General features: G+C 63.4%; 18 protein-coding genes. 10 read left to right on the top strand and 8 right to left on the bottom strand.

The genetic code is table 11. The features are described 5' to 3' along the window. Positions 1-100 precede the first annotated feature (100 nt). Entirely contained in the window at positions 101-1,423 is a 1,323-nt protein-coding gene (gene aceA / locus CDV44_RS15395; RefSeq protein WP_058379015.1) for an isocitrate lyase, read from the top strand. 269 nt (positions 1,424-1,692) lie between these two features. Next, a complete protein-coding gene (locus CDV44_RS15390; protein ID WP_087688824.1) occupies positions 1,693-2,979 on the top strand; it encodes an NAD(P)/FAD-dependent oxidoreductase in 1,287 nt (428 codons plus the stop codon). Positions 2,980-3,029: 50 nt separating this feature from the next. Here CDV44_RS15390 and CDV44_RS15385 read toward each other — a convergent pair whose 3' ends face one another. From CDV44_RS15385 to CDV44_RS15365, 5 genes are all read right to left on the bottom strand, one after another. After that, positions 3,030-3,983: a quinone oxidoreductase gene (locus CDV44_RS15385; RefSeq protein WP_087688823.1), complete on the bottom strand. Its 954-nt coding sequence runs from the start codon at positions 3,981-3,983 to the stop codon at positions 3,030-3,032. A 45-nt stretch (positions 3,984-4,028) separates the two neighbouring features. Continuing rightward, a complete protein-coding gene (locus CDV44_RS15380) occupies positions 4,029-4,802 on the bottom strand; it encodes an SDR family NAD(P)-dependent oxidoreductase (protein WP_087688822.1) in 774 nt (257 codons plus the stop codon). 10 nt (positions 4,803-4,812) lie between these two features. Further along, positions 4,813-5,241 carry an ester cyclase gene (locus CDV44_RS15375; RefSeq protein WP_087688821.1) on the bottom strand — a complete coding sequence of 143 codons (429 nt, stop codon included), beginning with the start codon at positions 5,239-5,241 and terminating at the stop codon, positions 4,813-4,815. Between the two features lie 38 nt (positions 5,242-5,279). Continuing rightward, the gene (wrbA, locus tag CDV44_RS15370) at positions 5,280-5,879 is read right to left on the bottom strand and encodes an NAD(P)H:quinone oxidoreductase (RefSeq protein WP_087688820.1); all 600 of its coding nucleotides are present in this window, start codon (positions 5,877-5,879) and stop codon (positions 5,280-5,282) included. A gap of 167 nt (positions 5,880-6,046) precedes the next feature. Continuing rightward, positions 6,047-6,955, bottom strand: a complete 909-nt coding sequence (locus CDV44_RS15365) for a LysR family transcriptional regulator (RefSeq protein ID WP_087688819.1) — start codon at positions 6,953-6,955, stop codon at positions 6,047-6,049. A 100-nt stretch (positions 6,956-7,055) separates the two neighbouring features. On the opposite strand from CDV44_RS15365, the gene CDV44_RS15360 reads away from it, so the two are divergent. Both CDV44_RS15360 and CDV44_RS15355 read left to right on the top strand, forming a co-directional pair. After that, positions 7,056-7,928 carry a pirin family protein gene (locus CDV44_RS15360; RefSeq protein ID WP_087688818.1) on the top strand — a complete coding sequence of 291 codons (873 nt, stop codon included), beginning with the start codon at positions 7,056-7,058 and terminating at the stop codon, positions 7,926-7,928. Positions 7,929-8,003: 75 nt separating this feature from the next. After that, positions 8,004-8,447: a DoxX family protein gene (locus CDV44_RS15355; RefSeq protein WP_087688817.1), complete on the top strand. Its 444-nt coding sequence runs from the start codon at positions 8,004-8,006 to the stop codon at positions 8,445-8,447. Positions 8,448-8,540: 93 nt separating this feature from the next. Here the strand turns inward: CDV44_RS15355 and CDV44_RS15350 are convergent, their stop codons facing one another. After that, complete coding sequence (locus CDV44_RS15350) at positions 8,541-8,978, bottom strand: universal stress protein (protein WP_058379006.1); 438 nt, start codon at positions 8,976-8,978, stop codon at positions 8,541-8,543. A 274-nt stretch (positions 8,979-9,252) separates the two neighbouring features. Continuing rightward, positions 9,253-10,176 (bottom strand): LysR family transcriptional regulator, encoded by a 924-nt coding sequence (locus CDV44_RS15345; RefSeq protein WP_087688816.1) that lies wholly within the window; start codon positions 10,174-10,176, stop codon positions 9,253-9,255. A gap of 115 nt (positions 10,177-10,291) precedes the next feature. Here CDV44_RS15345 and CDV44_RS15340 point away from each other — a divergent pair, with 115 nt between their 5' ends. The 6 genes from CDV44_RS15340 (at position 10,292) to CDV44_RS15315 (ending at position 17,695) form a co-directional block, all read left to right on the top strand. After that, positions 10,292-11,008 carry a haloacid dehalogenase type II gene (locus tag CDV44_RS15340; protein ID WP_058379004.1) on the top strand — a complete coding sequence of 239 codons (717 nt, stop codon included), beginning with the start codon at positions 10,292-10,294 and terminating at the stop codon, positions 11,006-11,008. 100 nt (positions 11,009-11,108) lie between these two features. Further along, complete coding sequence (gene aceB / locus CDV44_RS15335) at positions 11,109-12,707, top strand: malate synthase A (RefSeq protein ID WP_087688815.1); 1,599 nt, start codon at positions 11,109-11,111, stop codon at positions 12,705-12,707. A gap of 246 nt (positions 12,708-12,953) precedes the next feature. Next, positions 12,954-14,297 (top strand): hypothetical protein, encoded by a 1,344-nt coding sequence (locus CDV44_RS15330; RefSeq protein WP_087688814.1) that lies wholly within the window; start codon positions 12,954-12,956, stop codon positions 14,295-14,297. A gap of 262 nt (positions 14,298-14,559) precedes the next feature. Then, a complete protein-coding gene (pip, locus tag CDV44_RS15325; RefSeq protein ID WP_087688911.1) occupies positions 14,560-15,489 on the top strand; it encodes a prolyl aminopeptidase in 930 nt (309 codons plus the stop codon). A gap of 178 nt (positions 15,490-15,667) precedes the next feature. Next, positions 15,668-16,627 carry a hypothetical protein gene (locus CDV44_RS15320; RefSeq protein WP_087688813.1) on the top strand — a complete coding sequence of 320 codons (960 nt, stop codon included), beginning with the start codon at positions 15,668-15,670 and terminating at the stop codon, positions 16,625-16,627. Positions 16,628-16,693: 66 nt separating this feature from the next. Then, positions 16,694-17,695 (top strand): hypothetical protein, encoded by a 1,002-nt coding sequence (locus CDV44_RS15315; RefSeq protein ID WP_087688812.1) that lies wholly within the window; start codon positions 16,694-16,696, stop codon positions 17,693-17,695. Positions 17,696-17,833: 138 nt separating this feature from the next. Here the strand turns inward: CDV44_RS15315 and CDV44_RS15310 are convergent, their stop codons facing one another. Next, positions 17,834-19,624, bottom strand: coding sequence for a DEAD/DEAH box helicase (locus CDV44_RS15310; protein ID WP_087688910.1), 1,791 nt, complete (start codon positions 19,622-19,624; stop codon positions 17,834-17,836). Positions 19,625-19,856: the final 232 nt, after the last annotated feature.

The following is a 19,856-nucleotide window of genomic DNA, read 5'->3' as shown; positions in this document are numbered from 1 at the left end:
ACAAAAAGCGGTCAACTGCCAAGGGCAGCGACCGGACGGAATCAGGGCGGCAAAGAGATACCCCTCTTTTATTTGTATTGAGAAACCAGGAGAGATCACCATGACGACGCGTCAAGAACAAGTGAAGCAACTCGAGCAGGACTGGGCGAACAATCCGCGCTGGGCTGGCATCAAGCGTGGCTACTCGGCGGAAGACGTGGTGCGTCTGCGTGGTTCGATCCAGCCGGAACAAACGCTGGCCCGTCGCGGTGCCGAGCGTCTGTGGAATCAGATCAACGAGCAGCCGTTCGTGAACGCGCTTGGCGCGCTCACCGGCAATCAGGCCATGCAGCAGGTCAAGGCCGGCCTCCAGGCGATCTACCTGTCGGGCTGGCAAGTCGCCGGCGACGCCAACCTCGCCGGTGAAATGTATCCTGACCAGTCGCTGTACCCGGCCAACTCGGTGCCGCAAGTCGTGCGCCGCATCAACAACACGTTCACGCGTGCCGACCAGATCCAATGGTCGGAAGGCAAGAACCCGGGCGACGAAGGCTACATCGACTACTTCGCCCCGATCGTGGCCGATGCCGAAGCCGGTTTCGGCGGCGTGCTCAACGCGTTCGAACTGATGAAGGCCATGGTCGAAGCCGGCGCGGCCGGCGTTCACTTCGAAGATCAGCTCGCCTCGGTCAAGAAGTGCGGCCACATGGGCGGCAAGGTGCTCGTGCCGACGCGTGAAGCCGTTGCCAAGCTGGTGGCGGCGCGTCTGGCGGCCGACGTGCTGGGCGTGCCGACGGTGCTCATCGCCCGTACCGATGCCGAAGCGGCCGACCTGATCACCGCCGACGTCGACCCGATCGATCAACCGTTCTGCACGGGCGAGCGCACGGTCGAGGGCTTCTACCGCACGCGTAACGGTCTCGATCAAGCCATCTCGCGCGGTCTGGCGTATGCCCCGTATGTCGATCTGGTGTGGTGCGAAACCGGCAAGCCGGATCTCGAGTTCGCCAAGCAGTTTGCCGAAGGTATTCACAAGCACTTCCCGGGCAAGATGCTTTCGTACAACTGCTCGCCGTCGTTCAACTGGAAGAAGAACCTCGACGACGCGACCATCGCCAAGTTCCAGAAGGAACTCGGTGCGATGGGTTACAAGTTCCAGTTCATCACGCTGGCCGGCTTCCACAGCCTGAACTACTCGATGTTCAATCTGGCCCACGGCTACGCCCGCCGTCAGATGAGCGCCTTCGTCGAGTTGCAGGAAGCCGAATTCGCCGCCGCCGACAAGGGCTTCACGGCGGTCAAGCATCAGCGTGAAGTGGGTACGGGCTACTTCGACGCCGTCACGCAGACCATCGAGCGCGACGCATCGACCACGGCCCTGAAGGGTTCGACGGAGGACGAACAGTTCTTCGACGAAAAGAAGGCGCAGGTCAAGGCAGCCTGACCAGGCTGAGGGAGGGCGCAGCGGTGCCCGCCAACGGTGATGCGTCGTGGGGGCACATCATCGTGAGCGGACTGCCGCCGCGCTTCGACCGCGCATCCCGGTCTATCCGGCCGGGGCGGCCCTGACGGCGTGTCCCGTCGTCGTCAGGGTTGCAGTGCACGCCGGACGAGAAGAGGCCCGTGAGCTTATCCCGCTCACGGGCCTTTTTTCATGGGGACGACGTCGATTCTTTGCTAAATTGCGCAGACACCTACGCAAACTGAGGCAGCATGTTCCCGACGTCTTCCCGGCAGAATTCCCCGGACACTTCCACGAGCCATTCCCTTCGCCATTCCCCTCGCAGTGCCCCGCAAAGTGCCCCGCGAATCGCCATCGTCGGCGCCGGCCCTGCGGGGCTGGTTGCCGCCCGCATTCTGCAATTGCGCGGGTTCCACCCCGTCGTATTTGAAGCCGAGGCATCGACGTCTGCCCGCGACCAAGGGGGCACGCTCGACCTGCACGTCGACACCGGGCAAAAAGCCCTCGAACTTGCCGGACTGCACGACACGTTCGTCAGTCACGCGCGCTATGACGATCAGGGCACCCGCATGCTCGACTATGCGAGCGCGCAGCCCTTGTTTGAGGATTCACCGCCGTCCGGCACCGGCGATCGCCCGGAAATCGACCGGCGTACGCTGCGTGACCTGCTACTGGCCTCCCTGTTGCCCGATACCGTGCGATGGGGGCACAAGCTGGTTGCTGTCGAAGCGGTCGAAGCGGTCGAAGCGGTCGAAGCGGTCGAACCGGTCGCGACGGCGGGGGCGGCCGAGGGCGAGCGCAACGCGCCCATCGGCCAGCACGTGCTGCGCTTTGCCAACGGCAAAGAGGAGACCTTCGATCTGGTCATCGGGGCCGATGGTGCGTGGTCGAAGATTCGCGCGAAGCTCTCGGACGTGGTGCCGGTGTACACCGGCGTGACCTTCGTCGAATGCTGGCTCGACGAGGTGGATACGCGCCATCCCGAGATCGCGGCGCTGGTGGGGCGCGGCACGATGTTCTCGCTGCACGACAACATGGGGCTGATTGCCCAACGTAACGGCGGCGGGCACGTGCGGGTGTACGCGGCGTTCCGCCGCCCGGAAAACTGGGCCGACGCGCTCGGTGTGAATACGCAAGACCCCGCACAGATGCGCGCCGCGTTGCTGCAAGGTTTCGCGGGCTGGTCGCCGCAACTGCTGGCACTGATTTCGTCGTGTCTCGATGTCATCGTGACACGGCCGATCTACACGCTGCCGGGTGACTTCGGCTGGCGACAGGTGGCGGGGCTGACGTTGCTCGGCGATGCCGCGCATCTGCTGCCCCCGGTTGGTTTCGGCGTGAATCTCGCGATGCTGGATGCCGCCGAACTTGCCACGGCACTTACGCTGGATGGCGACTGGACCGTACAAGTGGCACAAGCGGCAGCCGCCATGAAGCACCGGGCGAACGAGGCGGCGCCGGAAGGTTTTGCGACCTTCGAGGCCATGTTCTCGAAGGACTCGGCCGAGGCCTTCCTGCAAATCATGCAATCGCACTGAAGCGAGCCATCCGAGCGAGGGCATCCGGATGGCGTCGCACCTCGTTCGCCTCAAGGAATCAGCACCAGCGATCCTGCCTTTTGACGTCGCGCGATGTCGGTGTGCGCCTGAGCCGCGTCCTTAAGCGCATAACGGGTCGCTGTGACGGCACCGAACACACCACGCCGGTAGGCATCGAATACGGCTTGCGTGGCCTCGCCGACGCGCCCTTGCAGGTGGTTCGCCATCGGGCCGCCGACCATGTGGATCCGGCGACGGGCAAGCTCAGCCTTGTCGAACTCGGGGGCACCGGAGGCGGCGCCGATCGTGACGATGGTCCCGCCGTCGCGTACCGCAGCAACGGTGGCTGCGAACGTCGCCTTGCCGACGAACTCGTAGACGACATCGACGCCGTGCGGTGCAACGCGTTTGACTTGCGCTGCCAGATCAGGGGCCCCCGAAGGCAGCGCGTGATCGATCGCCGAGGCGAGTGCGGCGAGTTTTTCCGGTGACCCGGCCGTGCCGATCACGATCGCGCCGCGCGCCTTGGCCCAGCGAGCCAGCAGATTGCCTACGCTGCTGGAGGCGCCCTGAATCAGCACGGTCTGCCCGGCCTGCAACGGGTAGTAGCCGTTCATTCCGGCCCAGGCGGTCAGCCCCTTGGTCAGCAAGGCGGCCACGATTTCGGCAGACAAGTCGTCCGGCACCGGCACCAGATGCTCGGCCGCGATCAGGCGCTGCTGCGTGTAACTTCCCGGTGCAAGGAAGTAGGCCATGCGCTGGCCCACCTCGATGCCGGTTACGCCCGCGCCTGTCGCCTCGACAATGCCCACGCCTTCGACGCCCGGCACCGAGGGCAGGGGCACGGGGAAGATGCCTTGCCGGAACGCGGTGTCGATGAAATTGACGCCGATAGCCTCATGGCGCAGGCGCACTTCGCCGGCGCTGGGCGTGCCGATGGCGTCGTCCTCGATCTGAAGGACTGAGGGATCGCCGTACTGATGGAAACGGAGGGTGGTGTTCATGATGCGTTGCCTTGAAAGTTTGAAAGATTGAAAGAATCGGGAGCGTCAGATGACGGACAGCAGGCCGCCGTCGACCAGCAGAGCAGTGCCGGTTACATAACTGGAAAGGTCGGAGCCCAGCCACGCCACGGCGTCACCAATTTCTTCCGGTCGGCCCAGACGGCGCAGTGGCGTGCGCTGGCGAAAGCCCTCGGCTGCTTCGGCGATGCCGGGGCTGGTGCGCAGCAGATGCGTGTCGATGGTGCCGGGGGCGACCGCATTGACGCGGATACCGTCAGGGCCCAGCGCGTCGGCCATGGCCTTGGCCATTAGCACGACGCCGCCCTTGCTGGTGGAATAGGCGACCGTCATGCCGGCACCCGACAGGCCGCCCATGCTGGCCATCAGCACGATGCTGCCGCCTTCACCCCGTGCCTTCATCTGGCGCGCGGCGGCTTGGGCGCTAAACAGTGTGCCGTCGAGATTGACCGCCATCAGGCGATGGAAGTCGTCCTCGGACACGTCCACGCCGTCGTGGCGCAGGGTGATGCCCGCATTCGCCACCATCACGTCGACGCCACCGAACGCCGCTGCGGCCTCGACCAGCGCATCGACCTGCTCGCGCTGGCTGACATCGGCCGCATGGAAACGAACCGGTACGCCCAACGCTTCGATCTCATGGGTGGTGGCCGTGCCGCCTTCGCGCGGGGTCTCGCTGATGTCGGACACGATGACTGCCTTCGCGCCGTGCCGGGCGGCATTGATAGCGATCGCACGACCGATGCCGCTGGCCGCGCCGGTGACGACGACGACCTTGTCTTGCAGGATATTGGTGTTCATGACGGGGGCCTTAGCGCGGCAGTGCGTTGAGTTGCTGGAGTGCCGAGTACAGATTGGCGACGCCCCAGTGCTCGGTGATCTTGCCGTTCTGCACGCGCATGGCATCCACGGTCTCGAAGTGAATCGCCTTGCCCGTGGGGGCCAGCCCGAGGAAGTCGCCTTGATGCGTGCCGTAGTAGGTCTTGTACGTGGTTACCACGTCGCCATCGGCGCGCTGCCAGTGGATGACGGCGCGGAAATCCGGAAAGGCTTCGCGTAGCTTGCGGTAGAGGCCGAGCACGCCGGCCTTGTTGGCACCGCTGTTGGGCTGCGGCGTGTGGTCGACAAAATCATCGGCGAACAGTTCGTCGAAGAGCGCCCAGTCGCCGCCGCCTTGCACCTCATCGGTGTTGCGGCGGATCACGGCCTTGGCGGCGTCGCTGACATTGAGTTCAGACATGACATGCTCCTTGCAAAGTCGGTGAGGAAGTGAACGCCTTAACCGAACAGCTTGGCAGCCGTCTTGGCGACCAACTCGCCTTGGTGGCGCGCGCCGGCCAGATCGATTTCCGAGGGCTGACGCGAGCCGTCGCCGCCCGCGATGGTGGTCGCGCCGTAGGGGGCGCCGCCCACGATCTCGGCCACGCTCATCTGGCCTTGGTGGCTGTACGGCAAGCCGACGATGGTCATGCCGAAGTGCAGCAGATTGGTGATGATCGAGAACAGCGTGGTCTCCTGACCGCCATGCTGGGTGGCCGAAGAACTGAAGGCCGCGCCGACCTTGCCGTTGAGCGCGCCGCGTGCCCACAGCCCGCCTGCCTGATCGAGGAAGGCGGCCATTTGGGAAGACATGCGGCCGAAGCGCGTGCCAGTGCCGACAACGATGGCGTCGTAGTGCTCCAGGTCGGCGACAGTCGCGACCGGGGCTGCTTGGTCGAGCTTGAAGTGCGCGTTCTTCGCTACTTCTGCCGGCACCGTTTCGGGGACACGCTTGATGTCGACTTGGGCACCGGCGCTACGGGCGCCGTCGGCGATGGCCTCGGCCATTTGCTCGATGTGGCCGTAGGACGAGTAGTAGAGAACGAGAACTTTGGTCATTTGAGGCTCCTTGGGTTGGACAACACGGTGAGTTGTCATGTCCCAAGCGTAGGAGCCGCCGACCTATCGCGGTAGCCTGTTTGTTTCGATGGAGTCCATCGGAAAAAACGATGCTACAGCCTGCGTTGCGCAGGAGCGATTGGGTCGGAAGGGGGAGCGAGAAAGCGCTACGCCGGCGCGTCGGTCGTGAACTGTTGCAGCCGGTCAATGAACCAGCGCCCGGCAGGTCCGGGCGGTTCGTCCGTGCGGTAGACAGCGTACATGGCGATGACCGGTATGGCCGGCTGGTGCATTTCCAGACGAATGCGGACCAGTCGGCCGGCCTCCAGATCCGGCGCCACCATCGCCAGCGGCATATGTCCCCAGCCAAAACCAGCCTTGAGAAAGGCATGCTTCGCGCCAAGATCGGCAAGCCGCCAGATCAGCGGCGAGAACACACCGAAATTGGTGCCGGCAGTCAATGTAGTGCGATCGGTCAGCACCAGTTGCACATGGCTTTCGAGCACTTTGCTGGGCAGGATGCCTTGGCTTTCGGCCAGCGGATGATTGGGAGCAACCACGGTGACCATGGGCACTTCCGGCAGCCTTTCGGCGTTGAGCCCTTCGGGTATTACCGGCATCGAGCCAATCACACCGATACGGCACATGCCGTCCAGCACCGGCTGGACCACGGCACCCAGCGCCTCGACATACATACGCAGCGGTGTCGTGGGAAAGGCCTCGCGAAAGGCGCCGACGGCGTCGGTCAGCGACGCCATTGGGTACATCACGTCGACGGCTACCGAGAGCTCGGGCTCCAGCCCCTCGGACAAGGTGCGGGCGCGTGCCTTGAACGCATCCATGCCATTTACCACGAGCTTGGCTTCACCCAGCAGTGCCTTGCCCTCGTCGGTCAGCACCGGGTAGCGTGCGCTGCGGTCGAACAGGGTCACACGCAACTGCGCTTCGAGATTGGCCATGGTTTGACTGATCACAGACTGGGCGCGGCGCAGCTTGCGTCCTGCCGCAGAAAAACTGCCTTCCTCTGCGGCCGCGATGAAGGTTCGTAGCTGGTCCAACGATACGCCGTCGAGCATCTATCGCTCCTGCGGATGGATTCCATCGAAAAATATAGGCTTCTCAGCTACATGTCCAGTTCCTAAAGTTGCACATATCTCTTCAGATGGAACAACTTCGATGGACAACCTCACCGCATCACTGCATTCCAAGCGGCCAGTGACCGCACCGCAGAGCGCGCAACGCCACGTGGTTCAGCGCGCCACCGGCCACCGTCATGGCCCGGTGACACGGATATTCAGTCCCGGCGACATCGGGCATCAGGTCAAGCCGTTTGTGTTTCTGGATTACTTCGATTTTCAGGCAACCGGCGGCGCCATGTTTCCGATGCATCCGCATTCGGGGATCGCCACGACGACGGTGCTGCTCTCCGGCGCCCTGCGCTACGAAGATACGACGGGGGCTTCGGGCGTGCTTGCGGCGGGCAGCGTTGAATGGATGCGCGCCGGTCACGGCGTCTGGCACGACGGTTCTCCGGCCGGTGCCGGGCGCTTTCGCGGCTACCAGCTGTGGGTTGCCCTGCCGGCTGCGATGGAACTTGCCCCCGCGCAGAGTCAGTACCTGCCGCCCGAAGCGGTTCCGCAATCGGGACCGGCACGCGTCATTCTTGGCCGCTATGCGGGAGTCCAAAGTCAGGCACTTGCCCCCGAAAACCTGCTGTTTCTGCATGTCCGGCTAAGTGATGGCGAACGCTGGCAACTGACGCCGGAAGCGGGCCACGACGTTGGCTGGCTCCATGTCAGCGCAGGGGCACTGCACGTCGCCGGCACGCGTGTGGCGGACGAACTCGCGGTGCTCAACGAGAGTGGCGCCGAGATCGACGTGGTCGCCGAAGGCGCCACGGAGTTCGTTATCGGCACCGCTGTCCGGCATCCGCACCCGTTGGTGCTCGGGCACTACTCCGTGCACACCAGCGACGCTGCGCTTGTGCGCGGTGAACAAGAAATTAGCCGGATCGGCTCGCAACTCCGCGCCCGTGGCCGAGTGCGCTGAACGCGCTGAATCCACTGAATGCACGGATGGACCTCTCAACCCCTTGATTCTCGACATTCCTTAACGAACTTCACCATGTCCAATACGTTCACTACCGCCACTCATACGCAGGTCTCGGCACTGTCCCTGATCGGCCGTTTGCTGATCGCCAGTCTTTTTCTCATCAGCGCTTTCGGCAAACTGGCAGCGCCCGCCGGCACGATCGGCTTCATCGCCTCGGTGGGTCTCCCAGTACCCGTGCTGGCCTTTGCGGCAGCGCTGGCGACCGAATCGATCGGCGGCGCGCTGCTCGCACTCGGTTATCGCACCCGGCTGGTGGCGGCCATCCTGGCGCTGTTTTCGGTGGTCTCGGCGTTGATCTTTCACAACGCGCTAGGCGATCAGAATCAGCTGTTCCACTTCATGAAGAACTTGGCTGTGGCGGGTGGTTTGCTGCAAGTGGCGGCCTTCGGCGGCGGCGCTTACAGCCTCGACCGGCGGCAAATGAAGATCGATAGCGTCGTCAGTCCTGCTCGCTGAGCGGACGGCTCAAGAAAAAACGGCTGCGATGCTTTGCAGCCGTTTTTTCTTTGGATGCGCCTCGACTCGCCCCGACTCGACCTGCCTGTCGGCTCAGCGATAGATGATGACCGGAATCTTCGAGTGCACGAGCACGCGCTGGGTTTCGCTGCCGAGCAGCAGGCTGGTGAGTCCGCGCCGCCCGTGCGAGGCCATCAGGATGACGTCGCAGCCATGGCGCTCGGCGGCGTCGATGATGCCGAGGTATGGGGCAGGGAAGGTGGAGGTGTCGCGATGGAACGGCACGCTGGCCGCGGCGGCCGATTCGGCCAGTTTGTCGAGGTGCGAGCAAGCCTCCTCGGCGATGCGCTCACTGAAAGTCGCGGGCGCTTCGAGGACGTATTCGCTGAAGGGGGAGTAGGGATATTCGGCGAGGCAACAATAGCCGGTCACTCTCGCGCCAAGGGCGCGTGCTAGTTCGAGTCCGCCGGTGACGGCTTTTTCGGATAGCTCCGAGCCGTCGGTCGGAATGAGGATATGGGTAAATAACATATGACCTCCCGCAGTTGGCGTTGCTGAACACGCGTTCACAGGCTCGCGCAGGTATGACGGTCTTGCACAACCCAGTCGGTCAGTGCGTTCGGTTCGTGCTGCCGACGCCATGACAGACCCTTCGCTTCGATTCTATGGCTTTGGCGCGATGCAACAACGGGGGCAAACCCGGTAATGCACGACATCCTCTATGTATCGGACGGGCTCCGCGTAACAAACGTTCCACATGACGCGTGTGTCGAATCGACGCACGGCGTTCGGCAGGGCCATCGGTTCATGCGCTCGCTGGCCCCTCGTCCTGCCAATACGTCGGACTGCTGTAGTGATGCTTGAGATGGTCGATGAAGAGCCGAACGCGCAGCGGCAGGTGACGGCGTTGCGGAAACACGGCGTGAATGCCGATCGGGGGCGCAGCGAACGCATCCAGCACGGTCACGAGCCGGCCGGCCCGAATATCGTCGCCCACTTCCCACCACGAGCGCCACGCGAGGCCGTAGCCGTCGAGACACCAGTCGTGCAGCACCGCGCCGTCGGTGCATTCCATCGTCCCGTTCACGCGAATGGTGACGACCTTGCCGTCCTGCGCGAAGGTCCAGCCGCGCTGCTGATTGGCCGTCGAGCCGAACGCGAGGCAGTTGTGACGTGCGAGCGCATCGAGTGATTCGGGCGTGCCGCGTTTGGCCAGATAGGCGGGCGCCGCCACACAGACGCGCCGGTTTTCGCCAAGCCGCAAGGAAACTAGACTCGAATCGGGCAACTCGCCCAACCGGATGGCACAGTCGAAACCCTCGTTGACCAGATCGACGAGCCGGTCGGACAGATCGAGCGTGACGGTAACGTCGGGATGCGACTCGATGAACACGGGCAGCAGCGGCGCCACGTGACGGCGCCCGAAGCCGGCGGGGGCCGACAGGCGCAAATGCCCGCTGGCCTTGACGCCGCCCGCCGACACCGCGCTCTCCGCGTTGTGCATCTCGTTCAGGATGCGCTGGCAGTCCTCGAGAAAGGCCGAGCCCTCGAAGGTGAGCGTCACACGTCGCGTGGTGCGCACGAGCAGCTTCACGCCCAGCCGGGTTTCGAGCGCGTCGATGCGCCGCCCGATCACTGCGGGGGCCACGCCTTCGAGCGCGGCGGCCGCCGACAGGCTGCCTTTGGCGGCCACGGCGACGAAAGTTTCGAGTTGTTTGAAGCGATCCACGCGGCGATTATGTACTAAAAAGTCAAAGATAAAGTGATGTTTTGGCTATTTTATGACGTTCTACATAGGTAATACAATCGACCTGCAACGACAAGTGTCAACCGACCCCCAAGCTATGGCTTCTCGCATTCAGGCAGTGATCTTCGACGCGTACGGCACGCTGTTCGACGTGTATTCCGTCGCAGCCGCCGCCGAGCAGCAGTTCCCCGGTCACGGGGCGGCGCTCGCAGAGTTGTGGCGCACCAAGCAGATCGAGTACACGCAACTGCGCACACTCTCTGGCCCCAACGGAGAACGCTACCGCCCGTTCTGGGACATCACTGCCGATGCACTGCGCTACGCCGCCGCGCGCCTGAACCTCACGCTCTCGCCCGTGGCGGAGAAGCGTCTGATGGACGAGTACACCTGCTTGTCCGTGTTCCCCGAGAACCCGCCGGTGCTGCGTGCCTTGCGCGCCATGGGACTGGGTCTTGGTGTGCTCTCGAACGGCAACCCGCAAATGCTCGACGTCGGCCTGAAGAGCGCGGGCATCAAAGATCTGTTCGATCACGTGTTGTCGGTCGATGCCGTGCGCAAATACAAAACGGCCCCCGAGGCCTATCGACTGGGCCCGGCCGCGTTCGGCCTGCCGGTCGAGTCCATCGTTTTCGTCTCCAGCAACGGCTGGGACGCGGCCGGTGCCACCTGGTTCGGCTACCCGACGTTTTGGGTCAACCGTGCCGGGCTGCCGGTCGAACAACTCGGCGTGACGCCGCAAGGGATGGGGCGCGATATGCGCGACTTGCAGCGCTTTGTCGAGTCTCTGACGGGAGCGCGCGCTTCACGTTCATAGCCGTAAAAACGGCATGGCGCGACGCCTCTTGTGCAAAGCCCCTGATGTTCCTTCTTGCGGCGCACTCCCTTATATAAATCAAGAAAGCTGGAGATCCCTGATGTCCCTGACGCTGCCCCCCGGCATGCAACTGCATGTCGATGCGAACACCGATGTTCGTCCTGAATACGAAGCGATCCTGACCCCCGAGGCGCTCGCGTTCATCGCCAAACTGCACCGTGCGTTTGAACCGCGCCGGCAACAATTGCTGGCGGCGCGGGTCGAGCGCGCTGCCCGCCTCGATGCCGGTGAAGTGCCCGATTTCCTGCCTGAAACCCAAGCGATTCGCGACGCCGACTGGCGCATTGCGCCGCTGCCCGACGCCCTGCAATGCCGCCGTGTGGAAATCACCGGTCCGGTCGAGCGCAAGATGATCATCAATGCGCTGAACTCGGGGGCGGACAGCTACATGACCGACTTCGAGGACTCGAACACGCCGAACTGGCACAACCAGTTGCAAGGTCAGATCAACGTGCGCGACGCCGTGCGCGGCGAAATCAGCCTTGAGCAGAACGGCAAGCAGTACAAGCTCAACGACAAGGTGGCGACGCTGATCGTGCGCCCGCGCGGCTGGCATCTGGACGAGAAGCACGTGTCGGTGGACGGCGTGCGCATGTCGGGCAGCCTGTTCGACTTCGGCCTGCATTTCTTCCACAACGCGAAGGTGTCGCTGGCGCGCGGTTTTGGGCCGTACTATTACCTGCCGAAGCTGGAAAGCCATCTCGAAGCACGCCTGTGGAACGACGTGTTCGTACTCGCGCAGAACGAACTGGGCGTGGCGCAAGGCACCATCAAGGCGACCGTGCTGGTCGAGACCATTCTCGCGGCGTTCGAGATGGACGAAATTCTCTATGAGCTGCGTGAGCATAGCTCGGGCTTGAATGCCGGCCGCTGGGATTACATCTTCTCGTGCATCAAGAAGTTCAAGGTCGACGCCGATTTCTGTCTGGCCGATCGCAGCCGCATCAACATGACGGTGCCGTTCATGCGCGCCTATGCGCTGTTGCTGCTCAAGACCTGCCACCATCGCAATGCGCCCGCGATTGGCGGCATGAGCGCACTGATTCCGATCAAGAACGATCCGGAAGCCAACGAGAAAGCGATGGCCGGCATCCGTGGCGACAAGGCACGCGATGCCACCGACGGCTACGACGGCGGCTGGGTGGCGCACCCGGGCCTCGTGCCGGTGGCCATGGAAGAGTTTGTGAAGGTGTTGGGCGTTCGTCCGAACCAGATCGACAAGCAACGCGACGACGTGAAGGTGAAGGGGCGCGACCTGCTCGAATTCAAGCCGGAAGCGCCGATTACCGAAGCCGGGCTGCGCTACAACATCAACGTCGGCATCCACTATCTGGGGGCGTGGCTCGATGGCAACGGCTGCGTGCCGATTCACAACCTGATGGAAGATGCGGCGACCGCCGAGATCTCGCGCTCGCAGGTGTGGCAGTGGATTCGCTCGCCGAAGGGCAAGCTCGAAGATGGCCGCAAGGTCACGGCCGAGCTGGTGCGCGAATTGATTCCGCAGGAACTCGCCAACGTGAAGGAACTGGTTGGTCAGGTCGCGCCTTCGTATGATCGTGCGGCCGTGATTTTCGAGCAGATGAGCACGAGCGACGACTTTGTCGATTTTCTGACGCTGCCGCTTTACGAAGCGGTCTGACCGGCAGGCTGGCGATAGCGGAACGTCGTCAGTGAGACATCGGTGAGGCATCGGTGATACCTCGGTAAAAGGCGGGGCGATAGCGATATCGCCCCGCTTTGCTTTTCGGGGCGGTGCATGGGGTTTCGAGGCATGGCCGCTTGGGCTAAACCTGAAATGCAACGGTTGTCATTGCTGTGACACTAGCGGTCGTATTGGGCACGCTGCCCGAATGACTTTGCTTCAGAACACCACGACCGATCGCCCATGAGCACTTCCATCAACGCCACCGCATTGCCGCTACAGGGCTATCCCGGTCTGCAACTCAGCGCCAACCGCGCACAACTGATTACCGACTGTGTCGCAACGCTCGATGACAACCTGCTTTGGGTCATGAGCGATGCCGACATCGAGACGCATTGCGAACGATTCATCGGCGATGTCACCCGCATGGGTGTCTGGGACCGTCTGATGGACGCGTTCCAGAGCGGGTCGCACAAGCGCGAGATCCTGAAGGCGGCGGCACGGTGCCACGTTGCCAGCTACGCGCAGGGGAGACGGTACTTGTTTTCCAAAGGTCATTACCCGCTCAAGACCGGTGACCAGAGCCTGTATCTGCTGCAACGGCTCTTGCCCGGGGCGCGCACCTCGCTGCTGACTTCGCATGCTGCAAGGCTGCCGTCGGTGTCGGCGCTCTCGATCATCGTGGTCACGATCCCCGGCACGCCGTTGCGCATGCCGCTGCTGCCGGCGTGCTTCTCCTGTGCGGACGGCGCCTTGAGCGAACATGAGGCCGGTCTGCTGATGGGCTTGCGGACTGAAGCATGGATGACGGTCGGGGAAACCATCGCGAGCCGGGACGAAGCACTGTCGGAGCCTGAGTGCGCGTTGGCGGCGAGGCAGGAGGAACTGTTGGCGGCAGCGTTCTCGCTCGGCGGATGTCACGAAAATGCGGCGACGGAGTTCTTCAAGGCAATGCAGCACTTCGCAAGGGGCCGTCAATATGACGATGCCTTGCGGTGTCTGGCCCGGGCACGCGCATGCCATCCGGCAAACGAGGCGTCCGGGCAAATCATCGACGCGATCGTCGACGCCGCACAGTTGTGCAGTCTCAACACGCAATACGCCATTTCCGGCGTTTTCTACGCGGCCGTTGCTGACATCTGCGTACAGGCTGACGACGCGGCCACGGCCGCGAAATTTCGCGCACGGGCGGACGAGTGTTTTCGCTGGGCAGATCTGTGTGAGGCGGATGCCCGCAACGAAGACGCGATCGCCGTTGCGATCGACAAGGCGATCCGGCGTCATCGCGATGCGCTGGCATCGTCGGGTTTCGATTCGGGCTCGACGACGGTCTTCATGGACGACATGTGTGACCCGATTTCCGCCATGGCATTCGACGCGGGGGAGGGCGAGCGCTGGTGTCTGCTGCTACGCGGGGAGCATCAGGGCAAACGAACCTACGACCTGATCACCGTGGAGACGGCGAAGCAACTGGAATCGATCGGCACGCATCCGCTGACGCGCGAGGCACTGCACCACAGCGATATCCTGCGGGGTGCTGCGGCGCTGGATCTGCTGGTGGACGCGGACCCCCGGCCGATGTCCTGAGCGTCGCCGCTCGCCGGTACGGTTACCGTCGCCACGGGCCGACGCGCAGGCGCTGCTTTGTCTTGTTGAAGTTGCCGCGCTACACTGAACCTCGCCACTCTGACCATGAACGATGGACGCGAGGATGCCGATGCCAGCCGACTTTCCCGATGACACCCCCTACGATGGGCTTCGTGATGCGCATGCCGTGACGCCGCCGTCGCAACCTGGCGCGCGCGCCGCCGGCAATGTCGTGGAAGCGCGTCCCGAGCGCCTGCGCCAGATGTATCCGCCGATTGCCCCGTTCGCGAGCGGCATGCTCGACGTAGGCGACGGCCATCAGATCTACTGGGAGCAGTGCGGCAACCCGCACGGCAAACCCGCCGTGTTCCTGCACGGTGGCCCCGGTGGCGGGTGTTCTCCCGAGCAGCGACGGCTGTTCGATCCCGCAAAGTACTGCATCACCCTGTTCGATCAGCGCGGCTGCGGCCGCTCGTTGCCGCACGCGAGTCTGGACCACAACACGACGTGGGATCTCGTGCGCGACATCGAGCGCCTGCGCGAAAAGTTCGGCTACGACCGGTGGCTCGTGCTGGGCGGTTCATGGGGCAGCACGCTGGCGCTGGCCTACGCGCAGACGCATCCCACACGCGTGAGCGAATTGATCGTTCGCGGCATCTTCACGGTGCGCCGTGAGGAATTGCATTGGTATTACCAAGAAGGGGCGTCGTGGCTGTTCCCCGATCGATGGGATGCGTTTCTTGCGCCGATTCCGCTGGAAGAACGGGGCGACCTGATGCGCGCTTATCGCAAGCGCCTGACGGGGGCCGATGAGACTGCGAAGATCCAAGCCGCTCGCGCATGGAGCATGTGGGAGGGCAGCACGATCACGTTGCTGCACGACGCGGCGCTGACCGAAGCGTTCGGCGATCCGCACTACGCGATTGCGTTTGCGCGCATCGAAAACCACTATTTCGTGCACGACGGCTTTCTCAAGCCCGATCAACTGATCGCGGATGCGTGGCGTCTGCGTGGCATTCCCGGTGTGATCGTGCAGGGCCGTTACGATGTGGCGACGCCCGCGCGCACGGCGTGGGAATTGCACAAGGCTTGGCCGGAAGCCGACTTCTTCTGGGCGGCAGACGCCGGTCACGCGTTCAACGAACCGACGATTTTGCATTGGTTGATCGAGGCGACGGACCGGTTTGCGTAGTGGTGTGACGTGTCGATGGCGGCCGCGTTTGGGAACCCGCTTGTGCGCGTTCGGCGATTCCTGAAATATCCGGGCGCCGCGTGACGCGATAGTCAGGGAGCGACGGCACCTGCGTGATCCCCATGCCCGGTGGCTGGCGCCGGCGCACGGTTGCGTCCGACACGTCAGAGGCACCGCGATGCTACCTGCTCACTCCCTATCTCTTCCGCTGCAAGGGTATCCCTCCCGGCAACTCAGCGAGGCACGTGCTGACGCGATCCACGACAGCGTTCGGGCCCTCGAGGACACACTTTCCGACGAGGCCGACAACGCGGTTGCCTCACGCGTGGCATTTGAGCGATTCCGCCGCAGCGTGACGCAGATGGGACCGTGGGATCGCATCAAGGATGTTTTTACGAACGGTGCACGAAAGCGATCGATTCTGGAGGCGCTGGCCCGATGCCATATCGGGTCATACATGCAAGGACGGCAATACTTGTCCGAGGTGGGGGAGTATCCGCTGAAGGCGGGTGAGAGCAGCCTGTATCTGTTGCGGCATCTGACGCCCGATGCCCGCTCGCGCATGTTGATGCCGACGCCTGATAACTTGTCCTGCGAACGGCTGACACTGGCCGAATCCGGACCGCCGATACATCTACGGGTACCTGCCGTGGATCTTCGCCTGCCACTCATGGCAGATTGTTTTGGCGACGGTGACGGCGCAATCACGCCGTATGAGCACCAGTGGCTGATGCATCAGGCGTTTATGGGGGGGAGATCGATAAGCCAGATCCTTTCCGACCGGCATGAGCGGCTGTCGCTCGCCGAGTACGAAACGCTGGGACTCGCTTGCGAGACGGATGCGCAGATTTATCAGCGGGACCGTCAGTTCAAAGTCGCCAGCCGGTTGCTTCAGAGTGCTATCGAGGCGTTCGTGCGACTACCGACACCTGATCACCTGATCCGTTGCCTTGGGCATGCGCAGGAGATTTTTCCGATCACGGGCGACGCGGCGGCCGTCATCAAGGTGTGTCGTTGGTACGCCGAAGACCGCGAGATTGCCGGACGGCATCACGATGCGCAGCGGGTTCGTCGCGAGGTCGCTGAGTTCGAGCGCGTCATGAACATGTTTAACGGGACGATCGTTGCGCTCGACTGACATTCCGGTGCACATCCACACGCTGGGCGGCGATGTTGCCGCGCCCGGCAGAATTGAGGTATCGCAATGCTATCGACAGTGACCAGAAGCCTGCCCGTGCAGGGATACCCCGGTGGTGAGCTCAGCGAATTGCGCGCAGAGAGGGTTCGCAAACATATCGACGCGCTTGATATCGTCATCAAGAATTTCGCTGACAACGGATCTCGTCTGTCTGCGGCCTTTCACCACTTTCGGCACGGCATCGCCCAGATGGGGCTGCTTGACTGGGTCGCCGACGTATTTACCAATGATGGTCAGAAGCGAAACATCCTCGATGCGTTGGTGCGCTGCCATATCGCGTCAACGCCTGCGGGAAGGCAGCACTTGCGCGAATTGGGGGAGTTTCCGCTCAAGACGGGCGAGAGTAGCCGGTTTCTGTTTCAAAAGCTGAACGCGGACGCCAGGTCCGTCATGCTGTTTCCTTCGACAGGAAGCCCCGTCGATGCGGGGCCGCAAGTCTTTCCGTGCGGGCTGATTACCGTGCAGATTCCCGGCATCGGCCTGCGTATCCCGCTCATGCCGGCGTGTTTCGGCGGCGGCGACGGTGCGATTACCGAAATGGAGCGCGCAAGCCTGCTGAATTCCTCGGCGGGCGAAGCGAACTCCATTCGTGAGCGATTGCTGTTGGTGCGTCGGGCGCTATCGCCGGACGCCGTTGAGCGGCTGGCACGCGAGCACGAACGCGATGCCAGCGCTTATGCCGCTGGGGGGCGGTTCGATATCGCGGCGGACCTATACACGGGAGCGATTTCGAATTTCGCGAGCGCCGACAAGCAAGCGGCAGTGATTCGCTGCCTTGCGAGTTCCAGAGACACATTTATCGCGGTGGGTGGTTTCTCGGAAGTGCTGAGCGCCTGCATGGCATTCGCCGAGCGGTGCGAGGGACTCGGTCAGGGGCTCCGGGCGAAAGAGTTACGTCAGAAGATCGGTGAATTCGCTATCGACGTCGAAGGACGGGGAGCGGTGCGGTGCGCGGCGCCCATGGGGATGCCGCGTGAGCGGCAATATCGGCGCGGCAGCGTAGGGTGATTTCACCGCCCCACATGACAACACCCCGGAGGCGGGACTGATGTCCCACCTGCCGGGGTGTCGTTTAATGCGTTGACTGCGGGCGAGTTTGACTATGTCGCCGGTAGCGCCAGTCGAAGTGACCGGCGCTGCACGGACTTAGTCGCCGCGACGCTTGAAGCCGCCGCCGCTGCCGCCGTTACGATTGCCGCCGCCGTAGCCGCCGCGATCCTGGCGATAACCACCGCCCGTGCCACGGTCCTGACCTTGACGGTTGCCTTCGAACGGACGCGATGCGCGACGCTCGAAACGGTCGGTGCCGCTGCCGTTCGAGAAGCCGCTGGTGTTGCCGGCATTGCCGCCATTACCACCTTCGCCGCCCGCATAGCCACCTTGGTAACCGGTGCTCTCACGACGCTCGAAAGTGCCGCCCGCCGGCTTGCCAGCGCCACCAAAGCGTTGGCCGCCTTGATAACCGCCGCCACCGTTGCCGCCTTGACGCGGACCGTTATTGCTCCAACGGCCTGCACCCGCACCTGCACCCTGACGCGGACCGCCACGGCCTTGGCCCGGACGCTTGCCGCCGGTGCCAGCACCTGCCTTGGGGGCCGAGCGGCGCGGCTCGAAGCCGACCACAACGTTCACCGGCAGGGGTTGACGCGTGTAGCGTTCGATACGGCGCACGGCACCGACTTCGGCGTGTGCGGCGAGGCTCACGGCGACGCCACGGCGGCCGGCACGGCCCGTACGGCCAATGCGGTGCACGTAGTCTTCGGCGAACTTCGGCAGATCGTAGTTGAACACGTGCGTGATGCCCGGCACGTCGATACCGCGGGCCGCGACGTCGGTCGCCACCAGCACGCGCACCTTGCGCTCGCGCAGGGCGCGCAGCGTACGGTTACGCACACCTTGCGGCATGTCGCCGTGCAGTGCGGCGCTGTCAAAGCCGGCTTGTTCGAGTTGATCGGCCAGCAGGTCGGCGTCGCGCTTGGTCGACGTGAACACGATGGCCTGGTCGAGCGAGTCGTTACCGAGCAGGTGCGTCAGCAGGCGATCCTTGTGCGAGCGGTCGTCCACATAGTGCAGCATCTGTTCGATGTTTTCGTTGGTGCGCTGGTCGTTGCTACGCGTGATCTCGATGGTTTCCGGATCGCGCAGCAGACGACGCGTGATTTCGCTCAGGCGGCCGTCGATCGTTGCCGAGAACAGCAGCGTCTGACGCGTTGCCGGCGTCGCGTCGACAATCGTTTGAATGTCGTCGATGAAGCCCATGTCCAGCATGCGGTCGGCTTCGTCCAGCACGAGCATCATCAGTTGCGACAGATCGATCTTGCCGCTGGAGATGTGGTCGAGCAGACGGCCCGGCGTTGCCACGATGATTTCGGGCTGCTTGGCCAGCATTTCCAGCTGACGCGGGTAGGGCATGCCGCCCAGAATGCTGACGGTGCGCAGACGGCGCAGTTGCTTGCCGTACGTGTCGGCGGCCGTCGACACCTGCTGAGCCAGTTCACGCGTCGGCGTGAGCACGAGCAGCAGCGGTTGCGCGGCGACGCGGCGAATGCGTTGGCCCTTGCGCGGCTTTTCGCCCGGGGCAGCCGGTTGGTTGCGCGGGTGAGCAGCCGGGGCACGGTTGCCGAGATCGCCGCTGGCTTGCATTTCGGCAAAGCGGTGAATCGCGGGCAACATGAAAGCGGCGGTCTTGCCCGAGCCCGTCGGGCTCGAGACCAGCAGGTCGCGACCGGCGAGCGCGGCGGGAATCGCACGCTGCTGCACGGGGGTCGGGTTGGTGTAACCGGCGGTGGTGAGTGCCGAAAGAATGGCTTCGTTCAGGCCGAGTTCGGCGAACGTGGGGCCTTCAGCAACGGCGGCAACGGCTGCAACTTGCGGAGCGGCTGCGTCGATTGCGTTTTCTTCGGACGAAGGGAAATAGGTCTGCGCGAGCGCAGACATCTTGGATGTCTGTTCCATGAATCCTCTTGCGGATTGATAGGGTTACGTTGGGGCGTTGGCGCCAATCGGCAAACCCAATTCGTCGCAAGCAGGAAGCAAATCGCGGATGGGGCAGAAAGCGGATCGAAATCCGTATCGTAAGCCAGGGGACGGTGGCGGGTCGTTCGGTTAGGAACGCCAGTACCGGCAAGAACTACTACAAAGGCTTATCACAGGATTGGGGCAAAACGCA

The organism is Pandoraea sp. PE-S2R-1, from assembly GCF_002179865.1.
Taxonomy (GTDB): Bacteria; Pseudomonadota; Gammaproteobacteria; order Burkholderiales; family Burkholderiaceae; genus Pandoraea.
The sequence above is the reverse complement of the archived record's forward strand: the minus strand, read 5'-3'. Positions and strand labels throughout refer to the sequence as shown.